At 72.0% G+C, this 18,321-nt stretch carries 16 protein-coding genes; 7 read left to right on the top strand and 9 right to left on the bottom strand.

Going from position 1 to position 18,321, the window contains the following annotated elements; all coding sequences use genetic code 11:
- Positions 1–23 precede the first annotated feature (23 nt).
- Entirely contained in the window at positions 24–1,484 is a 1,461-nt protein-coding gene (locus V5F59_RS07865) for a M48 family metalloprotease (RefSeq protein WP_393982129.1), read from the bottom strand.
- 412 nt (positions 1,485–1,896) lie between these two features.
- On the opposite strand from V5F59_RS07865, the gene V5F59_RS07860 reads away from it, so the two are divergent.
- Together V5F59_RS07860 and aat are read left to right on the top strand one after the other, a co-directional pair.
- Positions 1,897–3,078 (top strand): pyridoxal phosphate-dependent aminotransferase, encoded by a 1,182-nt coding sequence (locus V5F59_RS07860; protein ID WP_393982112.1) that lies wholly within the window; start codon positions 1,897–1,899, stop codon positions 3,076–3,078.
- A 163-nt stretch (positions 3,079–3,241) separates the two neighbouring features.
- Positions 3,242–3,919: a leucyl/phenylalanyl-tRNA--protein transferase gene (gene aat, locus V5F59_RS07855; RefSeq protein ID WP_393982113.1), complete on the top strand. Its 678-nt coding sequence runs from the start codon at positions 3,242–3,244 to the stop codon at positions 3,917–3,919.
- Here the strand turns inward: aat and V5F59_RS07850 are convergent.
- From V5F59_RS07850 to speB, 4 genes are all read right to left on the bottom strand, one after another.
- A complete protein-coding gene (locus tag V5F59_RS07850; RefSeq protein ID WP_393982114.1) occupies positions 3,850–4,527 on the bottom strand; it encodes a DUF2155 domain-containing protein in 678 nt (225 codons plus the stop codon). The two genes, aat and V5F59_RS07850, sit on opposite strands and share 70 nt — an antisense overlap.
- Before the next feature lie 164 nt (positions 4,528–4,691).
- Positions 4,692–5,102: an NADH:ubiquinone oxidoreductase subunit NDUFA12 gene (locus tag V5F59_RS07845; protein WP_393982115.1), complete on the bottom strand. Its 411-nt coding sequence runs from the start codon at positions 5,100–5,102 to the stop codon at positions 4,692–4,694.
- A gap of 83 nt (positions 5,103–5,185) precedes the next feature.
- The gene (locus V5F59_RS07840; protein WP_393982116.1) at positions 5,186–6,286 is read right to left on the bottom strand and encodes a calcium:cation antiporter; all 1,101 of its coding nucleotides are present in this window, start codon (positions 6,284–6,286) and stop codon (positions 5,186–5,188) included.
- Positions 6,287–6,393: 107 nt separating this feature from the next.
- Positions 6,394–7,386 (bottom strand): agmatinase, encoded by a 993-nt coding sequence (gene speB / locus V5F59_RS07835; protein WP_393982117.1) that lies wholly within the window; start codon positions 7,384–7,386, stop codon positions 6,394–6,396.
- A 215-nt stretch (positions 7,387–7,601) separates the two neighbouring features.
- Between speB and V5F59_RS07830 the strand changes: the two genes are divergently transcribed.
- Positions 7,602–8,801, top strand: coding sequence for a GGDEF domain-containing protein (locus V5F59_RS07830; protein WP_393982118.1), 1,200 nt, complete (start codon positions 7,602–7,604; stop codon positions 8,799–8,801).
- A 4-nt stretch (positions 8,802–8,805) separates the two neighbouring features.
- On the opposite strand, the gene V5F59_RS07825 is transcribed toward V5F59_RS07830, so the two are convergent.
- The 3 genes from V5F59_RS07825 to V5F59_RS07815 all read right to left on the bottom strand — a co-directional run bounded on the left by V5F59_RS07825 (position 8,806) and on the right by V5F59_RS07815 (position 12,727).
- Positions 8,806–11,565, bottom strand: a complete 2,760-nt coding sequence (locus V5F59_RS07825; protein ID WP_509211201.1) for a hypothetical protein — start codon at positions 11,563–11,565, stop codon at positions 8,806–8,808.
- On the bottom strand, positions 11,562–12,101 hold the full coding sequence (locus tag V5F59_RS07820) for a sigma factor-like helix-turn-helix DNA-binding protein (RefSeq protein WP_393982591.1): 540 nt from the start codon (positions 12,099–12,101) through the stop codon (positions 11,562–11,564). The genes V5F59_RS07825 and V5F59_RS07820 overlap by 4 nt, the downstream gene beginning before the upstream one ends.
- A gap of 230 nt (positions 12,102–12,331) precedes the next feature.
- Positions 12,332–12,727, bottom strand: coding sequence for a flagellar export protein FliJ (locus tag V5F59_RS07815; protein WP_393982590.1), 396 nt, complete (start codon positions 12,725–12,727; stop codon positions 12,332–12,334).
- 501 nt (positions 12,728–13,228) lie between these two features.
- Here V5F59_RS07815 and ctrA point away from each other — a divergent pair.
- Complete coding sequence (ctrA, locus tag V5F59_RS07810) at positions 13,229–13,930, top strand: response regulator transcription factor CtrA (RefSeq protein WP_393982589.1); 702 nt, start codon at positions 13,229–13,231, stop codon at positions 13,928–13,930.
- A 123-nt stretch (positions 13,931–14,053) separates the two neighbouring features.
- On the opposite strand, the gene chpT is transcribed toward ctrA, so the two are convergent.
- A complete protein-coding gene (chpT, locus tag V5F59_RS07805; RefSeq protein ID WP_393982588.1) occupies positions 14,054–14,725 on the bottom strand; it encodes a histidine phosphotransferase ChpT in 672 nt (223 codons plus the stop codon).
- A 234-nt stretch (positions 14,726–14,959) separates the two neighbouring features.
- Between chpT and cysQ the strand changes: the two genes are divergently transcribed.
- The 3 genes from cysQ to V5F59_RS07790 all read left to right on the top strand — a co-directional run bounded on the left by cysQ (position 14,960) and on the right by V5F59_RS07790 (position 18,293).
- The gene (gene cysQ / locus V5F59_RS07800; protein WP_393982587.1) at positions 14,960–15,802 is read left to right on the top strand and encodes a 3'(2'),5'-bisphosphate nucleotidase CysQ; all 843 of its coding nucleotides are present in this window, start codon (positions 14,960–14,962) and stop codon (positions 15,800–15,802) included.
- 347 nt (positions 15,803–16,149) lie between these two features.
- Entirely contained in the window at positions 16,150–16,698 is a 549-nt protein-coding gene (locus V5F59_RS07795; protein WP_393982596.1) for a DUF1134 domain-containing protein, read from the top strand.
- A 206-nt stretch (positions 16,699–16,904) separates the two neighbouring features.
- On the top strand, positions 16,905–18,293 hold the full coding sequence (locus V5F59_RS07790; protein ID WP_393982586.1) for a coiled-coil domain-containing protein: 1,389 nt from the start codon (positions 16,905–16,907) through the stop codon (positions 18,291–18,293).
- Positions 18,294–18,321 lie beyond the last annotated feature (28 nt).

Below are 18,321 nucleotides of genomic sequence, written 5' to 3'. Positions count from 1 at the left end.
CCCCCGGTTCCTGTGGGTGGGGGCTACTGCCCCCGGTTCGCCGCTGCATTCTGCGGCGGCTTGAAGCTCACGAGGTCGTCGGCCTTCAGCCAGCCGGGCGAGCCCTGCGGGAAGCTCTGGCGCGCCCGCGCCGCGAGCTCCCGGCCGGTCTTGAACTCGCCCGAGGCGAAATAGCCCTGGGCGGCGGCGAGGTCCGCATTGGCGGTATCCCCCGCCCGGCCGTAGGCCATGGCGAGCGAGCGCCAGGCGGAGGGGGAATTGGGATCGCGCTGGGTGGCCTGGATCAGCTCGCGCAGCGCTTCCTGGTTGGTGGAGGGGCTGCCCGACTGCACCAGCGCCTGCCCCAGCATGGAGCGGATGAGCGGCGCGCCGCCGGTCATGGCCACCGCCTTGCGCAGCGGCGGCACCGCCTCGGCCGCCCGGCCGCTCTCCAGCAGGGCCTGGCCCTTCAGCTCGTAGAAATAGGGGTTGTTCGGCTCCTTGGCGATGAGCGCGTCGATCTGCGCCACCGCGTTCTGGACGTTGCCGAAACGATACGCCGAGATCGCCCGCGCATATTGCGCCGCCATCGACCCGTCGGAGGCCGGATAGCGCCGCGCCACCGTGTCCGGCCGCTCCATGAAGGCGATGAGCTTTGCCCGCATCATGTCGTGCCGGGCCTGCAGGGCGGGCGGATCCTTCACATTGTAATAGGGGCTGGCCTTGGCCAGCTGCTCCAGCGCCGCGACGCGCTCGCGCGCCATGGGGTGGCTCAGCAGATAGGGATCGATCCGCTGGCTGATGAAAAGCTGGTCGCTCTGGAAGCGCTCGAAGGTCTCCAGCATGCCTTTGGAGGACTGGCCGGTGGCATCAAGATACTTCACCGCGGAGCGATCGGCCGCCTGCTCCTCGCCGCGCTGGTAGGACAGCAGCGAGCGGCGGATGGCTTCCTGCGGGGCGGACATGGCGGCCGCACCCACGTTGCCCACGTCGCGGCCGTTCATGCCGCTCGCCGCGCCGGCCGCGATGCCGCCGGCCGCCAGCATCATGGCAACGATGGCCATGGTCTGCGCCCCGGCCAGCTGCTCGCGCATGCGGGCGAGGTGGCCGCCGGCGATGTGGCCGGTCTCGTGCGCCAGCACGCCGATGATCTGGTTGGGCGTGGTCGAATCGATGAGGGCGCCGGTGTTGACGAAGATGCGCTTGCCGTCCGCCACGAAGGCGTTGAACGAGCGCTCCGAGATCAGCACCACCTCCACATTCTGCTGCGCCAGCCCGGCCGTCTTCAGGATCGGGCGGGTGTAGTCGCGCAGCAGCGCCTCGATCTCCGTGTCGCGGATGATGGAGGGGCGCTTCTGCGGGGACTGCTCCTGGGCGGATGCCATCGGCACCGTCAGATGCAGGGGAAGGCTCAGCGCCGCGGCCACGCAGAAGCCGCGGCCCAGCCGGCCGGCGAGGCGGCGGACCTTGCCGTGGAACTCCTGGTTGAACATCTGGAGAGGCATCGGCATCGCTGCTCGGCTTCGCTCCGTTCTGGCCCCGAAGGGTCCGTTTCCGCCCTCAACGGCCTTGCCCGGGGCGCCGAGCGCCCGCCAGTCTGCCGCAACCCAAGCAAGCCCTCGGCTCGCACCCTGCACCCTACCGCATCGAGCGGTTGTCCGCTGCAGGAACCACATCCACCGGGCCCCGCCGGTGCGTCTCCGCCCCCGTGGCCCGTGCCCGCATACCCGTGCCCGCTGCTCTTGGCGGCCGGGCCGACGCAGGCTACGAGACGCACGGACACTGGCGTCCGCCCGCCCCGCGGTCAATGCGCCAGCCTTCACGTTGGGGCGAACAGCCTCAGGGACAGTCAGAATGCGGCGGCAACACGGCGGTCCGACCCGCTGCCGCCCGGACGAAGCGGAAAGTCAGCGTCTCATGACCGCCAGTCGAGCCCAGATCGAAGTCGCCCTTTCCCGGCGCAGCGCCGTGGATCCCTTCATCGTCATGGACGTGATGGAGCATGCCGCCCGCATCGAGGCGGCCGGCGGACAGGTGATCCATCTGGAGGTCGGCCAGCCCGCCGCCCCCGCCCCCACCGTGGCGCGGCAGGCGGCGGCGACCGCCCTTGCCGCCGGCCAGGTGGGCTATACGGCGGCGCTCGGCATCCCCGCGCTGCGGGCGCGCATCGCCCGGCATTATGAGGAGATCCACGGGATCAGCGTCGATCCCGAGCGCATCGTCGTGACGCACGGCTCCTCCGGCGGCTTCGTGCTGGCCTTCCTCGCCCTGTTCGAGCCGGGCGACCGGGTGGCCATCGCCGCGCCGGGCTATCCGCCCTACCGGCATGTGCTGCACGCGCTGGGCTGCGAGCCGGTGCTGATCGAGACCCGCGCGGAGGACCGCCACGCGCTGACCCCAGAGCGCCTGCTGGAGGCCCACCGCCAGGCCCCGCTCAAGGGCGTGCTGGTGGCGAGCCCCGCCAACCCCACCGGCACCATGATGGACCGGCCGGCGCTGACCGCGCTCCACGCCTGCGCCCGCGACCTTGGCCTCGCCTTCATCTCCGACGAGATCTACCACGGCCTCGACTACGCCTTCCCCGCCGTGAGCGCGGCGGAGATCGGCGATGACGTGACCGTCATCAATTCCTTCTCCAAATACTTCTGCATGACCGGCTGGCGCGTGGGCTGGATGGTGGTGCCGCCCGGCGTCTCGCGCACCATGGAGCGGCTGCAGCAGAACCTTTCCATCTCCGTGCCCACCCTCTCGCAGATCGCCGCCGACGCCGCCTTCGACGGACGGGCGGAGATGGACCTGGTGAAGGCGAGCTACGTGGAGAACCGGCGCATCCTCACGCAGGGATTGCCGAAGGTGGGCCTCGGCCGCTTCCTGCCGGCGGACGGCGCCTTCTACCTCTATGCCGACGTCTCCGACTTCACCGCGGATTCCCACGACTTCGCCCGCCGCATGCTGGACGCGGTGCACGTGGCGGCGACGCCGGGGGTGGATTTCGATCCGTTCCACGGCCGCACGTTCCTGCGCATCTCCTATGCCGGGGCCACGGCCCAGATGGCGGAGGCGGTGGAGCGCATCGGCGCTTTCCTGAAGCGCGGCTGACACCGCAGGCCGGTAAGGCGCGCGAGCCGGCGAGGCCCTTCGGCAGGCGTGAAAACCGGCGCCGATGGCATGGGACATCCGAAGGCGCCGCCGGCGGCAGCCCTACCGCGGCGCAGCGACGGCGCGCCACACGGCCGCTCGATTTGCTGCTAGTCTTACTGGCATGAGCCGGTTGAGCGACCAGATCGTCGAGATCACCCCCGAGGTGCTGCTGAAGGCCTATGCCTGCGGCATCTTCCCCATGGCCGAGAGCGCCGACGACCCGGGGCTCTACTGGATCGAGCCCGAGCGGCGCGGCATCATTCCGCTGGACGGCTTCCACGTTTCCTCGCGCCTTGCCCGCACGGTGCGCTCCGACACGTTCGAGATCCGGGTGGATCACGACTTCAACGGCGTCATCGACGGCTGCGCCGAGCCGCAGGACGGCCGCGAGAAGACCTGGATCAACGAACGCATCCGCAAGTTGTATGGCGAGCTGTTCGCCCGCGGCCGCTGCCACACGGTGGAAGCCTGGCGCGACGGCAGGCTGGTGGGCGGGCTCTACGGGGTGCGGCTCGGCGCCGCCTTCTTCGGCGAGAGCATGTTCCACCGCGAGCGGGACGCCTCCAAGGTGGCGCTGGTGCATCTGGTGGGGCGGCTGATCGCCGGGGGCTTCCGGCTGCTGGATACCCAGTTCGTCACCAGCCACCTGTCCACCTTCGGCGCGCACGAGGTCTCACGGCGGCAGTACCACCGCCTGCTCGACCATGCCCTTCAGGTGGAAGGCGACTTCTACTGCTGGCCGGCGGGCCGGCCGGTGCCGGGGGCGGAGGCTTTGCAGCCGATCAGCCACACGTCGTAGATGGGGTGCTCCACCGCGTGGAGGCCGGGGCTGGAGGCGAACATCCAGCCGGTGAAGATGCGCTTGGCCTGCCCCTGCAACGTCACCTCGTTCACCTCGGCGAAGGCGGTGGTGTTCTGCGTCTCGGTGGCCGGCCGGGTGTAGCAGGCGCGCGGCGTCACCTGCAGCGCGCCGAACTGCGCGGTCTCGCCGATGGCCACGTCGAAAGTGGTGGTGCGGCCGGTGATCTTGTCGAGCCCGGCGAAGGACGCGAGGGGGTTGGGGATCTTCTGCGCCGGCGGCTCCACCACCAGCACGTCGCCATTCGCATCCGGCGGGGGAGCCGCGGCGGCGGGAGGCGGATTGGGGACCGGCTGCGCCGGCGGCGTTCCCGTGCCCGGCGGACGGGCGGCGCCGGGCGGCGGCCGCTGCTGGGCGGTTCCCGCCGGGGGCACCTGCCCCTGCGTCGGGCCCGGCACCTGGCGCGGCACGCCGACGGCACCGGGCGGGGGCGGCAGAGGCGACGATTCGATCAGGCCCGGCGGCCGCTGCCCCTGCGCGATCGCCTGCGATGCCCAGCCGGCGAGAAGGGCCACGGCGAGAAGCGGGACAGTGCGGATCAGGCGCATCAACACATCAACCTGCGAGGAAGGCAGCCGGCGGGACAGGCTGGCAGCAAGGAAGCGCGCAGCGCGAGCGGCGCGCCTTGCGGAAACACCGGCCCTTCAGAGCGCCCGAATCGGGCGACGGCAAGGCAGGTGGCGAGCGCCGGGAATTATTCGCCGGCCGCGCTTCACTCCCCGGGGGTCCAGGCCTTGTAGTCGCCGGTGACGCGCGGACGCACGCCGCCCGCCAGCACCGAGCCCTTGGGGCGGTAGGCGCCGGGCGTGCCGGTCATGTTGCGGCGATGGGGCTTCTGCCAGTCGAAGGGGGTGTAGTTCTCGTCCACCGGCGGGGTGTCCACGCGATGGTGCATCCAGCCCCACCAGCCCGGGGGAATGGTGGAGGCCTCCGCATAGCCGGGATAGATGACCCAGCGGCGCTCGAAGCCGAGCGTCGGGTCCACCGCGCCGCCCTTGGTGCGATAGTAGTGGTTGCCGAACTCGTCCGTGCCCACGAACTCGCCGAACCGCTTGGTCCACCACATGGTGCCGACGGTCTGCTTGTTCCACCAGGTGAAGATGTAGAGCAGAAGGTTCTTCACGGCCCGCGCCTCGTTCAAAGTCGGGCGGAACATGCCACCCGGGCTGTCCGCTGTCCACCTCCCCGCCGGGCCGCGCCGCGCCTTTATGGCAGGAACAGCAGCATCACATAGACGCAGAAGACGATGAGGTGCACCACGCCGTTCAGCGCATTGGTCTTGCCGGTGCCGAACGAGAGGATGGACAGCACGAAGGTGAGCAGCAGCATGGTGCGGTCGTCGGTGTCGAGGCCGAGCACCATGGGCCGCTCGATGAGGACGCTGATGAACGCCATCACCGGAATGGTCAGCGCCACGGTGGCGAGCGCCGAGCCGAGGGCGATGTTGAGCGAATGCTGCAGGTGGTTGCGCGCCGCCGCCCGCACCGCGGTGATGCCCTCCGGCAGCAGCAGCAGGAGGGCGACCAGCGCGCCGGTCACCGCGTCGGGGTCCTCCAGCGGGAACTGGCCGAGGAAATTCTCCACGCCCGCCGCGACGGGATGGGAGAGCGAGACCACCGCCACGAGGCTCAGGAGCAGCATGCCGAGCGCGATCCAGAAGGCCCGAGGGGTGGGCGGGGCCTCCACATGGCCCTCGGGCTGGCTCTCGAAATGATCGCGGTGGCGCACCGTCTGCACGTAGAGGAAGGCGCCGTAGAGGGCGACGGCGATGAACGCCATGTACACCAGCTGCACGGTGGAGAAGGCGCCGTGGGTGCCGGCGCGGGTGTCGTTGGGCAGGATCAGCAGCATCACCCCGAGGGCGATCAGCACCGACAGATAGCCGGAGGTCCCCTGCTGCTGGATGGTCTGCTCCCGGTGCTTCAGGCTGCCGAGCAGGAGGCACAGGCCGATGATGCCCGTGCACACGATCATCAGCACCGACAGCACCGATTCCCGCGCGAGCGTGGGATTGTTGTCCTTGTGCAGCATCATGGAGGCGATGACGGAGACCTCGATCACCGTCACCGACAAGGTGAGCACCAGCGTGCCGTAGGGCTGTCCGAGCCGGGCCGCCACCACGTCCGCATGGGCGACGGTGGAGAAGGCGGCGGTGCACAGCAGGATCGCGGCAAGGGGGCCGACGAACTGCGGCAGCAGGCCCTCCGCGTCGGGATCGAGCCCCGGCAGGAGGGCCAGGGCGCCCGCCAGCCCGAGGGCGGCCATGGGCAGGATGTAGGCTGCGGCTCCCGGCCGTGTTCCCCTCACGCCAGCGTCCTCTCGTTCATCCCCGCGCCTGTCCCACATCCGCCGCTCCGCGGCAAGGCATGCCGGCAGGACCGCCGCGGCGGGGGAGGCCGCGGCGACGCGCGCCGTCACGGGGCGATGGGCAGCCCCTTCGCCTTCCGCTGCGCCAGCAGGCACAGATACACCGAGGCCAGCGTCGCCCCGGCGAGCGCCGTCACCTCGGCGTGGTCATAGGGCGGGGAAACCTCCACCACGTCGAAGCCCTTGAGGTCGAGACCGCCGAGCCGCCGCAGGATGGAGATGACCTCCCGCGTGGAGAGCCCGCCGCAGACGGGCGTGCCGGTGCCGGGGGCGAAGGCGGGGTCGAGGGCGTCGATGTCGAAGGAGAGATAGACCGGCGCATCCCCCACCCGCTCGGCGATGCGGGTCGCCACCGCCGCCGGGCCCAGCTCGCCGGCGGTCTCCCCGTCCACGATCTCGATGCCGAAGGTGTTGGGCGCATGGGTGCGGATGCCCACCTGGATGGAGCGGTCGGTGCGGATCAGCCCGTCCTTCACCGCGCGGGTGATCATGGTGCCGTGGTCCACCCGGTCCCCATTGTCGTCCCACGTGTCCTGGTGGGCATCGAACTGGACCAGGGCGACCGGCTGGCCGAGGCGCTCCGTCAGCGCGCGCAGCACCGGATAGGTGAGGAAGTGGTCGCCGCCGAGGGTGACGAGATGCGCGTCGCGCCCGTAGTGCGCCGCCGCCTGCCCGGCGATGGCGGCGGGAATGCCCGCCGGCAGGCCGTAGTCGAACACGCAGTCCCCCGCATCCGCCACGTCCAGCGCCTCGAACGGGTCGAGATGGAACGGGTAGAAGGGATCGCCGTCGAGGATGGCGGATGCGGCGCGGATGGCCCGCGGCCCGAAGCGGGTGCCGGGGCGGTTGGAGACGGCCACGTCCAGCGGCACGCCCCACACCACGACCTCGGCGCCCGCGCCATCCCGGGCATAGCGCCGGCGCAGGAAGGAGGTGACGCCCGAATAGTTCGGCTCGGTGGACTGGCCGTGGCGGAACTGGGGATCGAGCGCGCGGTCCACGGGACGCGGGAACAGCGGATCGGACGACGGACCGGCCATGGGTTCTCCTTTGGCGAAGGGCAGCGGCATGTTACCTTTCGGGCCGGGCGGCCCCCTTGCGCCAATCCACCGCAGCCCGCATTCGTACAGTTACAAAATTACGCTGGAATGCGCTGCAAAGACAGGTTAATGCCGCTTGTTGCACACACGCGATAGGTGTAACGAGTTGCGGGTCAATTCATAAAACGTGCATTAGAAAAATGGGTTGGGGTCCCATGCATTTTCACGCTCAGACCACGCTTGCGATCGCTGCGATGGTGGGCGTGATGCTCGCGGCCGTGCAGTTTCTGGCCGGCTGGCGCCTCAGGACGAGCCCGCTCGCCTATTGGGGCCTGTGCAACATCTGCCTTTCGGCCGGCAGCCTGTTCATCGCCGCCCGCCCGACCCTTGGCCTGCATGCGAGCGTGCTGGTGGGAAACGGGCTGCTGTTCGTGGCCATGGGCCTGCTGTTCAGCGGCATCCGCGCCTTCGACGGCCGCCCGCCCCTGCTCGCCGAGGCCCTGCTGACCGCGATCGGCGGCGTTCTCGCCCTCGCCATCTCCCTCGCGTTCGGCGACAACATGCCCGACCGCGTGACCATCGTGTCGCTGGTGCTGTCCATCTGGGCCGCCCTGTCGGCGGTGGCGCTGCTGGAGACACCCGGTTCCGGCCCGCTGCTGTCGCGCTTCGCCTCGGGCGTCCTGCTGCTGGCGGTTGCGCTGTTCCTGGCGATCCGCGGCCTGACCGCCCAGCTCGGGGCCATCGGCCTCCAGCCCTTCGACTCGCCGGTGGAGCTGGGGTGGCTGCTCTTCGCCATCGGCCTCGCCGTGGCGTGGAGCTTCGGCAGCCTGTTCATGGTGCTGGAGCGGCTCGCCTCGGTGGACGACCTCACCGGCCTCCTGAACCGCCGCGCCACGCTCCAGCAGGCGGCCTCCTGTCTGAAGGCGGCCAAGAGCCGGCGCCTGCCCCTCTCCCTCCTCCTCGCCGACCTCGACCACTTCAAGCTGGTCAACGACCGCTTCGGCCACGACGTGGGCGACACCGTGCTCCGCCGCTTCGCCGCCGTCATGCCCGGCGCGGTCCGCCCCTCGGACGTGGTGGGGCGCCACGGAGGCGAGGAATTCTGCATCGCGCTGCCGGGGGCGGACGAAAAGAACGCCCAGCTCATCGCCGAGCGGCTGCGCCTGCTGGCCGAGGCCAACCTCGCCCGGGTGGACGGCCTGAACACCGCCGTCACCCTCTCGGTCGGCACCGCCACCTTCTCCCCCGGCTCACCCGAGCTCTCCACCATCCCGGAGCTGATCGCCGCGGCGGACAAGGCCCTCTATGCGGCGAAGGCCGCCGGGCGCAACCGGGTGTTCGCCGCGAGCCGGGTGACGGCGCACGGCGCCGGCCCGCAGCCCTTGCCGCAGATCGCCGCCGGCCCCGCGGCCTGACCCCCTATTCCGGGTAGAGCCGCCCGCGATAGACCACATCCGCCGCGTCCGGCCCGGCGGCCGCGGGATCTGGCCGCGTATCCTTCTCCCGTGTCACCAGCACCTCGCTGGTGCCGAGCCCGCCGACGCCGAGCCGCGCGAGGGCCGGCGCCCGGCCCGCGAAGCGTGCGGCGAAGCTGCCCAGCAGCATGGCCTGCTGCCCGCGCGGCACCAGCCACAGGCGGTACACCTCCCCGGCGGTGACGAGGGGCGTGAAGGCGCGGACGTGCAGCATCCCGCGCGCCGGATCGATGCGCACCGTGATGGCCGGCTGCGGCTCGGCCTGCAGCACGGCGACCCATTCCCCGGCGGGCGGCGCGATCCATTCGCGATAGGCGAGGAAGCCGCCGAGGCCGAGGCCGGCACCCGCCAGCACCAGCGCCGCCGCGCGCCAGAACGCGGTCCTGCGCAGGGCCGCGAGGCCGGGCGCCACCGCCACCCCCGGCCGCGCGGCGGCCAGCTCCGCCTCGGCGAGATCGGCCGCCGCGGCCTTCGCCGCCGCGAGGTCTTTATCCAGCTCGGGGATCGCCGAGACGGCGCCGGAGGCCACCGCCTCGGCCCAGGACGGCAAAGGCTGCGCCTCGCCCACCATGTCGGCCGGCAGGTCCCCGGCCGCGTCGTGGATCGCAAGGTGGATCGTATCTTGCGCCTCGGTTTCAGGCGACGCGGCCGCCCCGGCGGTTGCCGTTTCCCAAGGACGGAATGCCGCCGGCGCCTCCATCAGAGGCGCGGCTTCCCCAAACGCCGCCGGGGCTGTCGCCGCTCCGCCCGGCTCCCCTTCCCGCGAGGGTGAGGCCGCTTCGCCACCGATCGCATCCGAGGCCGGCGCGAAGGCTTCCACGCCCGCGGCGGAAGCGCCCGCGTCCGCCACGTCATGGAAGGCGGCGAGGTGTGCGACAGCACCTTCGGCCACCCCCTCGCCGGCCGAAGGCTGTGCCCCGGCTGCGGCGCGGGCGGGATCGTCCGCCGGGCCGGAGGCGCCGGGGACACCGTCGGCAGGCGCGACGGCAGGGCCGGCAAGGCCGGCCGGAGCACCGCCCGCCGCCGGCTCCCCCGCCAGCCGCTCCGCCGTGGCGTTTCCTGCGGCGGAGGCAGCGCCGTCGAGAGGACCCGCGTCATCGGTGCCGGCCGGGGATGAGGCTTGCGCAGGCCCCCCGTCTCCCGCTCCGGATGTCGTCGCAACATCGGGAGCGGCCGGCGGACCGGACGCGCGGCCCGCCCCGCCAGCCGGCGGCATTTCGGCCGATGGTGCGTGGCCCGGGGCAGGCGCCGGCGCGAGAAGAATGAAAGGCGCCGCATCGGCCGCGGCGGACACCGCCGGCCGCGCGGCTTCGGGCGCGGCGGGAGTGGCCGGCGGGCCGGCGATGGCCGCAGCCGCCCCCGGCGCCGGTTCCTCGGCCGCCGCTCCTTCCCCCACGTGCGCCGCCTCGGCGCCAGCCGGCGGCGCTTCGGCCGATGGTGCGTGGCCTGGGGCAGGTACGGGCGCGAGGAGAACGAAAGGTGCCGCATCCGCCCCGGCGGACACCGCCGGCCGCGCGGGTTCGGGCGCGGCGGGAGTGGCGGGCGGGCCGGCGATGGCCGCAGCCGCCCCCGGCGCCGGTTCCCCGGCCGCCGCTCCCTCCCCCACGTGCGCCGCTTCGGCGCCAGCCGGCGGCATTTCGGCCGATGGTGCGTGGCCTGGGGCAGGCACGGGCGCGAGGAGAACGAAAGGCACCGCATCGGCCGCGGCGGACACCGCCGGCCGCGCGGGTTCGGGCGCGGCGGGAGTGACGGGCGGGCCGCCAGTGGCCGCAACCGCCCCCGCACCCGTTGCCAGTTCCCCAGCGGCGGCTCCCTCCCCCACGTGTGCTGCTTCGGCGCCAGCCGGCGGCGCTTCGGCCGATGGTGCGTGGCCCGGGGCAGGCGCGGGCGCGAGAAGAACGAAAGGTGCCGCATCGGCTGCGGCGGACACCGCCGGCCCCCCGGCCTCGGACCCGGCACCGGGCGGCGACGCGGTGGCCGCTGCGGCGGCCGCAATCTCCGGCCCGCCCGGTTCCTCGGCAGGAGGCGCCTCCGGCGGGGGCTCGGGCTCCAGGAACATGAAGGCCGGAGGCGGCTTCAGCGGCTCGGGGGGCGGACGCGGACGGGGCGGCGGGGGCGGCTCGACGGCGCGGGCGACGGGGGTGGCCTCGGCGGGCGCGGGCGGACGGGGCGGCGGCGCGAGAAGCCCCGCCGCCACCGCCGCATGGATGGTGCCGCCCAGGGTCGGCTCGGCGACCCGCGGCGCCACCGGCCGGCTGGATGCGGCACGCCGGCGCCCCTCCCCGCGATCGGCCGGAGCGGGCGCCGCGGGCTTGCGCAGGCGCCCGCCGAGCAGGCGACCCACCCGCCCCAGAAGCCCGGGCGCCCCCGCCGGCGGGGGCGTCTTCTCCACCGGCGCGACGGGGCGCGCCTCCTCGCTCGGGGCGGCCGCGCGGCGCGGGCGCGCCTCGGAGGATGCGCGGGCGGCGGCGAGATCATCGAGGATCATGCGCCACAGCCGCGCGGGCGGGGCCACCGGCACGGCGAGCTCGTGCAGCGGCGCGAGCCGGCGCTCCCACTGGCGCACGAGGCTGGCGAAGCGCGGGTCCGCGACGAGGCGCTGCTTCGCGGCGCGGCGCTCTTCGCGATCGAGGGTGCCGAGCACATATTCGGCCGCCAGCGTGCGGTCGGCGTCGGTGAGCGGCGGGGCGTCGATGGGTTTCACGGCCGCCGCCCCAGGCAGCCGGAAAGCTGCACCACGCTGCGGGTGATCCACGCCCGCACCACCGCCACCGGCGCATCGAAATAGACGGAGAGGGCGTCCCGGCTCCAGCCGTCGTAGAAGGCGAGGAGCACCAGGCGCCGCCGCTCCTCCGGCAGCTTGCCGAGGCAGCCGAGCAGCCGGGCCAGCGCCGGGCTGCGCCGCTCGGCGGCCAGGGGGTCCTCGCCGCGCTGGGCCATGTCGAACGGCTCGAAGGCGTCACCCGGCGGCCGCCGCCAGGCGATGTCGAGGGCGCAGGACCGGGCGATGGACACCATCCAGCAGACCGGGTCCTCCTGCGCCTTGAGGGTGTGCGCCTCGGCATGGATGCGGGCATAGGCCCGGCGCAGGGCCTCGGCGGCCAGCTCCGGCCGCCTCAGCAGGCGGACCACGACGCCATAAAGCTTCGCGCTGGTGAGGCGGTACAATTCCTCGAACGCCCGCGGATCGCCGGTGGCGACCGCATCGATGAGGGCATGGACCTTTCGCACAGGCGTCACGGCGCGCTCTTGCTCGGGATGGACCGGACAAAAGCTAACGGTGCGGCGGCCGGTATTGGAAGCCTGAAGGCGCCTTCCGCGCCATCCTCACGTGCAAAAAATTACATTGCACTGCAAAAGGTTGTAACAGTCTACCGCCTCCGGAGCCGGATCGCCCTCCCCCTGGACGGGAGGACGGGTGATCCGGTCAGATTGCGGGGCGGGCCGATCGGCGCGCGCCTTTGGCGGGATCAGTGGCGGAAGGGTTCCGTGGGACGCAAGGGCGCGCGGCGCGGCGGATTTTCCACCCGTCCGCCCCGCTCCATCTCGCCTGCGGCCTCCACCAGCGCGAGGTCGGCCTCGGCCCCGGCCAGGACGGAGCGGGCGTCATCCTTCTGGCTCTTCAGATCGTCGGCGGAGCGGCGCAGGTTGTCGCGCCGGTTGCGGGCGGCGAGCGCCAGCGGCGGATAGGCGAAGTGCCGGGGATCGGAGATGCCGGTGCGCTCCTCCTCGGTGGCGATGTCGCGGTCGAGGTCGCCGGCCATGCGCTCGAACTCGGCGATCATGGTCTCGATCTGGAGGAGGCGTCGGCGCGCGTCCTCGATCTGGAACCTCTTGGCACGGATGAGGGGGTCACGCGACTTCATCGCCGTCTACTCCGGATACGCACGGGCGGGTGCGCCCCGCGCGCCCTCCCAAGCGGCGGCGGAGCCTTCGGGGGAGAGAATGTCCGGCGAGGGTTGCCCTTTCCTTACCTCCGGGCGCTTGGTTGAGGAAAATCGCACCGACCTGCCCTTCGGCAACCAATCGTTTACCGCCTTCGTTAATGATGGCGCTACGGTTCGGGTGGGGCGCGGTTCCGCGCCTGTCCCGATGGACCTTCAAGATCAGGGCGCTTGCAAGGGCGCCACCCGATCGCTCGGACGTGGGGTGGGGAAAGGGATGCGGCGGGCCGCGCAAAAAACCTTAAGTGCCTGATGCAGAGTCAGTCTTGACTCCTGTGCACAAAGATTTTTGCGAGACCTCTTGTGGATGAGAATCGGCATCTGTTAACGATTCTACACACGTATCGCGAATCACCCCAACGGGCCGAGCAACGAAAGTCGGCATCGCCGCCTTTCGGGTAAGTTGCGAGGAAAGGGATAGCCATGCGCGTCTTGCTCATCGAGGACGACAGTGCTACGGCCCGAGGCATCGAGCTGATGCTGAAGACCGAGAGCTTCAACGTCTACACCACCAACCTCGGTGAGGAAGGCGTAGACCTCGGCAAGGTCTACGAATACGACATTATCCTGCTCGACCTGAACTTGCCGGATATGTCCGGGTTCGAGGTCCTGCGCTCTCTTCGCCTCGCCAAGGTGAAGACGCCCATCCTCATCCTCTCCGGCCTTGCCAATACGGAAGACAAGGTGAAGGGCTTCGGCTTCGGCGCCGACGACTACCTCACCAAGCCCTTCCACAAGGACGAGATGGTGGCGCGCATCCACGCCATCGTGCGCCGCTCCAAGGGCCACGCCCAGTCGGTGATCCAGACCGGCGACCTCATCGTCAACCTCGACACCAAGACGGTGGAGGTGGAGGGCGCCCGGGTGCATCTGACCGGCAAGGAATATCAGATGCTGGAGCTGCTCTCGCTCCGCAAGGGCACCACCCTCACCAAGGAGATGTTCCTCAACCATCTCTACGGCGGCATGGACGAGCCCGAGCTGAAGATCATCGACGTCTTCATCTGCAAGCTGCGCAAGAAGCTGGCGAATGCCTCCGCGGGCAAGAACTACATCGAAACCGTCTGGGGCCGCGGCTACGTGCTGCGCGAGCCGGTGCCGGGCGCCGAACGCATCGCCGTCTGATCCCGCCTTTCCTTCCTCGCCGCATGAAAAGCCCCGCCGGAGCGGGGCTTTTTCGTTTTGGGGCCGGCGCGTGGGGAAGAGGCGCTCCGGGCGCGCCCTGGCGGGGCGGGGAGCGCCCGGCCCTCAGGCGGCCGTCAGGGTGGCCGTGTCGCCGTCGAGGGCGAAACGGAGGGGCAGGCCGCAGTCGCGGGCCAGCATGCCGGCGTAGAAAGGCTGCACCGAATGGGCATCGAGCCCGCCCTGCGGCACGGCGCCGCCGGCCAGCGCCTCGATGCCGGCGGGGATGCGCGCGTTGGTGCCGGTGGAGGTGAGCACGAAGCCCATGCCGTCGCCCTCGCCCACGCCGGCGACGCGGATGACGCCGCCGCGCGGGATCGTGGTGCCAGCCAGCAGCACAAGGTTCAGCAGCAGCTTCACCCGGTTCTTCGGCAGGAGCTCGCGCGGCAGGCTCCATTCGATCTTCGTGCGGTCGTCCTCCAGCACCTGGCGCACCACCTGCTCGGCATCGCCCAGGTCGAGCCGGGCGCCGGCCGAGCCGGCCGCGCCGAAGGCGAGGCGGGTGAACTGCAACCGGGCGGAGGCCTGCCGCGCGCTCTTGGCGATGAGGTCGAGGGCGACCTCGCGCATGTCGGCGGCGCCTTCGTCCTCCAGCACCTCGATGCCGTTCACGATGGCGCCCACCGGGCTGATCACGTCGTGGCACACGCGCGAGCACAGGAGCGCGCCGAGATCGAGGGCGGACACCGCTACGGACACCGTGTTCCCGGCATCGGCGGGCGGAGTGGCTTCAGACATGGGCGATCCCGGTCGGCGACGGCGGCGTCCCTGGCGGGCGCCCTCAACCGTCTCGATGAAAGAGCGGTCCAGATACACCGCCCCCCGCCGCCCTCACAAGCCGGCGCGGAGCCGAAGGACGCCGGCGAAGGGCGGGCCAGCCGGCTTTTCCCCGCCGGGAGGTCCCCTTTGCCCGCGAAACCGCTATAGAAGGCGCCCGATCGTCCGCCCCGCCCGCGAACCAGAGAGAGCGCCATGACCGCCTCCGCCCCCCCGGCCTTCCCCCGCGCCCCGGCGCCCACGGATGCCGCGTTCCTCGCCGGGCTGGCGGAGGCCGCCCTCGCGGCGGGCGTCGCCATCCGCCGCATCGAGGCCGAGGGCGTCAGCGCCAGCCACAAGGCCGACGCGAGCCCGGTGACGGAGGCCGACCACGCCGCCGAGGCCATCATCTGCACCCGCCTCGCCGCCCTCCTGCCGGGCGTGCCGGTGGTGGCCGAGGAGGCCATGGCCGCCGGCACGCAGGTGGAATGCGGCAACCGCTTCGTTTTGGTCGATCCGCTGGACGGCACGCGGGAGTTCATCTCCGGCAACGGCGAGTACACGGTGAACATCGCCCTCGTGGAGGACGGAACGCCGGTGCTGGGCGTGGTCTATGCCCCGGCCAAGGGCCTGCTGTTCGCAGGCCGGCCCGGCGCCGCCTTCCGCGCCCTCCGCGCCCCCGGCGCCGCGGTGGATGCGCAGGACTGGACCCCCATCGCCTGCCGGCCGGTGCCGCAGGGGCCCATCGTGGTGGCGGCGAGCCGCTCCCACGGCGATCCGGCCACCGATGCGCTCATCGCCCGCTACCAGGTGGCCGAGCGCATCCCCGCCGGCTCGGCGCTGAAGTTCGGCCTGCTCGCCGAGGGCAAGGTGGACCTCTATCCCCGCCTCGGCACGGTGATGGAATGGGACAGCGCCGCCGGCCACGCCCTGGTCGTGGCGGCGGGCGGCAGCGTCACCAGGCCGGATGGCTCTCCCCTCACCTACGGGCATGCGACGGCGGGCTACAAGGTGCACGGCTTCATCGCCTGGGGCGCGGATGCGCCCGCGAGCGTGTAGAAGCAGCGCCCCGCGCGCCTGAGGCCGCCGGCGCCCGTATCCACGGCAGCGGACCGGCGGCGTCAATAATGCCGCAACCATGATGGTGATTGTCGCGCAACGCGGGCGCACTCGCTGCCGCGCGCCTTCCCCGCGTCATACTGATCGCCATAATTGGAGCGATTCGGGCGTCGTTGCGCCCGAGCCCACCGAAGCCTCCGCCGTCGAAGCCCATCGCGAGATCCTGCATGCGCACCTTTTCGAGCTTCCCCACCGCGTCGCGCTTCTCCGCCGTCCTGCGGCAAATGTCCCTGCCCGTGATGCGCCGGCACCTGGCGCTTGGCCTCGCCGCCCTCGCCTTCGGCGCCATGGCCGCGCTCGCCGCCGCGCCGGCCCGGGCGCAGGGCGCCCCCCAGGGCCAGGGCCCGGCGCCGCAGAGCTACTCCACCAACGAGCTGGTCAGCAAAGGCCACTCCTTCTTCGGCAGCGTCTCGCGCGGGCTCGCCTTGTCCATCGAGAAGGCGGTGAGCCAGTGGGGCCAGCCCAACGGCTACATCCTCGGCCAGGAGGGCGCGGGCGCCTTCATCGGCGGCCTGCGCTACGGCGAGGGCGTGCTCTATACCCGCAATGCCGGCGACCTGAAGGTCTACTGGCAGGGCCCCTCGGTCGGCTGGGACTTCGGCGGCGACGGCGCCCGCACCATGATCCTCGTCTACAGCCTGCGCAGCGTGGACGACATCTTCCGCCGCTTCGCCGGCATCTCCGGCTCCGCCTATCTGGTGGCCGGCTTCGGCATGACGGCGCTGGGGGCGGACGGCATCGTGGTGGTGCCCATCCGCTCGGGCGTGGGCGTGCGGCTCGGCGCCAACCTCGGCTACCTGAAGTTCACGCCCAACCCCACCTGGAACCCCTTCTGAGGCCTGAGCGGGTTCGTCGCCGGCCGGAACGGGACCACGCTACCAGCCTGAGCGGTGCCGGTGCCGTCCGGCGGCGCGGTCTGCATGCCGCCGCTGGCCCCCGTGGGCCGGCCATGGCATGAATGGGGAATGACATCGCGGCGGCGAGCGACGAGACATGAGCAGCGGCCCGCCGGGCCGCCTGCGGACGAAGGACGGGTGCGCGCGTGATCGAGCAGATCATGTATTTCACATTGGGCGTGCTGATCGCGACGCTCGTCGCCCTGCTCGTGCTGCCCGCCGTGTGGCACCGCGCGGTGCGCCTCACCACCAAGAGGGTGGAGGCGGCGGTGCCCATCTCCATCTTCGAGGTGCAGGCCGACAAGGACCAGCAGCGGGCCTTCTTCGCCCTCAACCAGCGCCGGCTGGAGCTGCAGGGTGACGCCATGCGCGACACCATCGTCGCCCATGCCGCCACCATCGAGACCCAGCGGCAGAAGGTCTTCGAGCTGGAAGGCGCGCTGAAGGAGCTTCAGGACCGCCACGCCTTCGCCACCGCCACCGGGGCGGAGCGGGACGTGCTCCTGGGCGAGACGCAGGACCAGCTCTCCGACCGCACCGCCGCCCTCGCCCGCACCGAGGAGGAGCTGGCCGCCCGCGTCGCCGCCCTGACGGCGCTGGAGGAGGCCCACCGCATCCTCGACGGGCAGGCTCATGAGCTCGCCGCCATGCTGAAGACCCGGGAGGCGACCCTCGTGACCGAGCGCGAGCGCATCGCCGGGCTGGAGGCGCAGGCGGCCTCCCTCGCCGCCCGGCTGGAGGCGACGACCCGCCGCCTGGAGGAGACCGCCGCCGCGCTGGAGGCGGAGCAGAAGGCCGCCGCCGAGGGGCGCATCCTCGCCGCCGAGACCGCCACCCGCCTCACCGCCGACCTTGCCGAGACCCAGTCCGCCCTCACCCGAAGGAGCGGGGAGAGCGAGACGCGCGCCGGCGCCATCACCGCGCTGGAAGCCGAGCGCGACCGCCTTGCCGCCACCCTCGCCACGGCGGAGCAGGACCTGGAGGCGAGCCGCTCCGTGGTGCACGCCTTCGAGCAGCGGCGGGCCACCGAGTTCGCTGCCGCCGAGGCCGAGAACCGCCGCCTTACCGACACGCTGCACATGCTGCGCGCCGACCATGCGCTGATGGAAGAGAACGTGCGCCGCACCGGCCGCGACGGGGCCGCGGCTTCCCCGGCCGCAGGGCCGACCCTTGCTCCCGAAGGCGCGGCCGCCCTGCGCGACAGCATCAGCGACGTGGCCGCGCGGCTGGTCGCCCTCACGGCCCGGCTCGAAGGGCCCGCCTCTCCCCTCCGGACGCTGGTGGACGGCGCGCAGGCCGACGGCCTCGCCGGCCGCATCCGCGCCCTGCTGGACGCCGCGCCCGACGGCAACGCCCAAGGTAGCGATCAGGTCAGCGATCACGTCAGCGATCTGGACGGTGATCAGGACGAGGCGTTCCCCGCTGGCGACGCCGAGGGCCTGCCTGCCGAAGACGTGGCCAGCGAGAACTCGGAAAGTCCGCCCAGGAAGGCGGCTGCGGCCCGCAAGGCGCGCTCCCGCGCCGCTGCCGGCTGACCGGCCGAAGCCCCGCGACGGCCCCAAG

Origin of the sequence: Xanthobacter nonsaccharivorans (assembly GCF_043194755.2) — a bacterium.
Lineage (GTDB): Bacteria > Pseudomonadota > Alphaproteobacteria > Rhizobiales > Xanthobacteraceae > Xanthobacter > Xanthobacter autotrophicus_G.
This window is presented reverse-complemented; position numbering and strand designations above follow the sequence as displayed.

Bases quoted from the DNA above. Each gene is read 5' to 3' on its own strand.
- V5F59_RS07865 (WP_393982129.1), bottom strand. From the start codon at position 1,484: ATGCCTCTCCAGATGTTCAACCAGGAGTTCCACGGCAAGGTCCGCCGC.
- V5F59_RS07860 (WP_393982112.1), top strand. From the start codon at position 1,897: ATGACCGCCAGTCGAGCCCAGATCGAAGTCGCCCTTTCCCGGCGCAGC.
- aat (WP_393982113.1), top strand. From the start codon at position 3,242: ATGAGCCGGTTGAGCGACCAGATCGTCGAGATCACCCCCGAGGTGCTG.
- V5F59_RS07850 (WP_393982114.1), bottom strand. From the start codon at position 4,527: ATGCGCCTGATCCGCACTGTCCCGCTTCTCGCCGTGGCCCTTCTCGCC.
- speB (WP_393982117.1), bottom strand. From the start codon at position 7,386: ATGGCCGGTCCGTCGTCCGATCCGCTGTTCCCGCGTCCCGTGGACCGC.
- V5F59_RS07830 (WP_393982118.1), top strand. From the start codon at position 7,602: ATGCATTTTCACGCTCAGACCACGCTTGCGATCGCTGCGATGGTGGGC.
- V5F59_RS07815 (WP_393982590.1), bottom strand. From the start codon at position 12,727: ATGAAGTCGCGTGACCCCCTCATCCGTGCCAAGAGGTTCCAGATCGAG.
- ctrA (WP_393982589.1), top strand. From the start codon at position 13,229: ATGCGCGTCTTGCTCATCGAGGACGACAGTGCTACGGCCCGAGGCATC.
- chpT (WP_393982588.1), bottom strand. From the start codon at position 14,725: ATGTCTGAAGCCACTCCGCCCGCCGATGCCGGGAACACGGTGTCCGTA.
- cysQ (WP_393982587.1), top strand. From the start codon at position 14,960: ATGACCGCCTCCGCCCCCCCGGCCTTCCCCCGCGCCCCGGCGCCCACG.
- V5F59_RS07795 (WP_393982596.1), top strand. From the start codon at position 16,150: ATGGCCGCGCTCGCCGCCGCGCCGGCCCGGGCGCAGGGCGCCCCCCAG.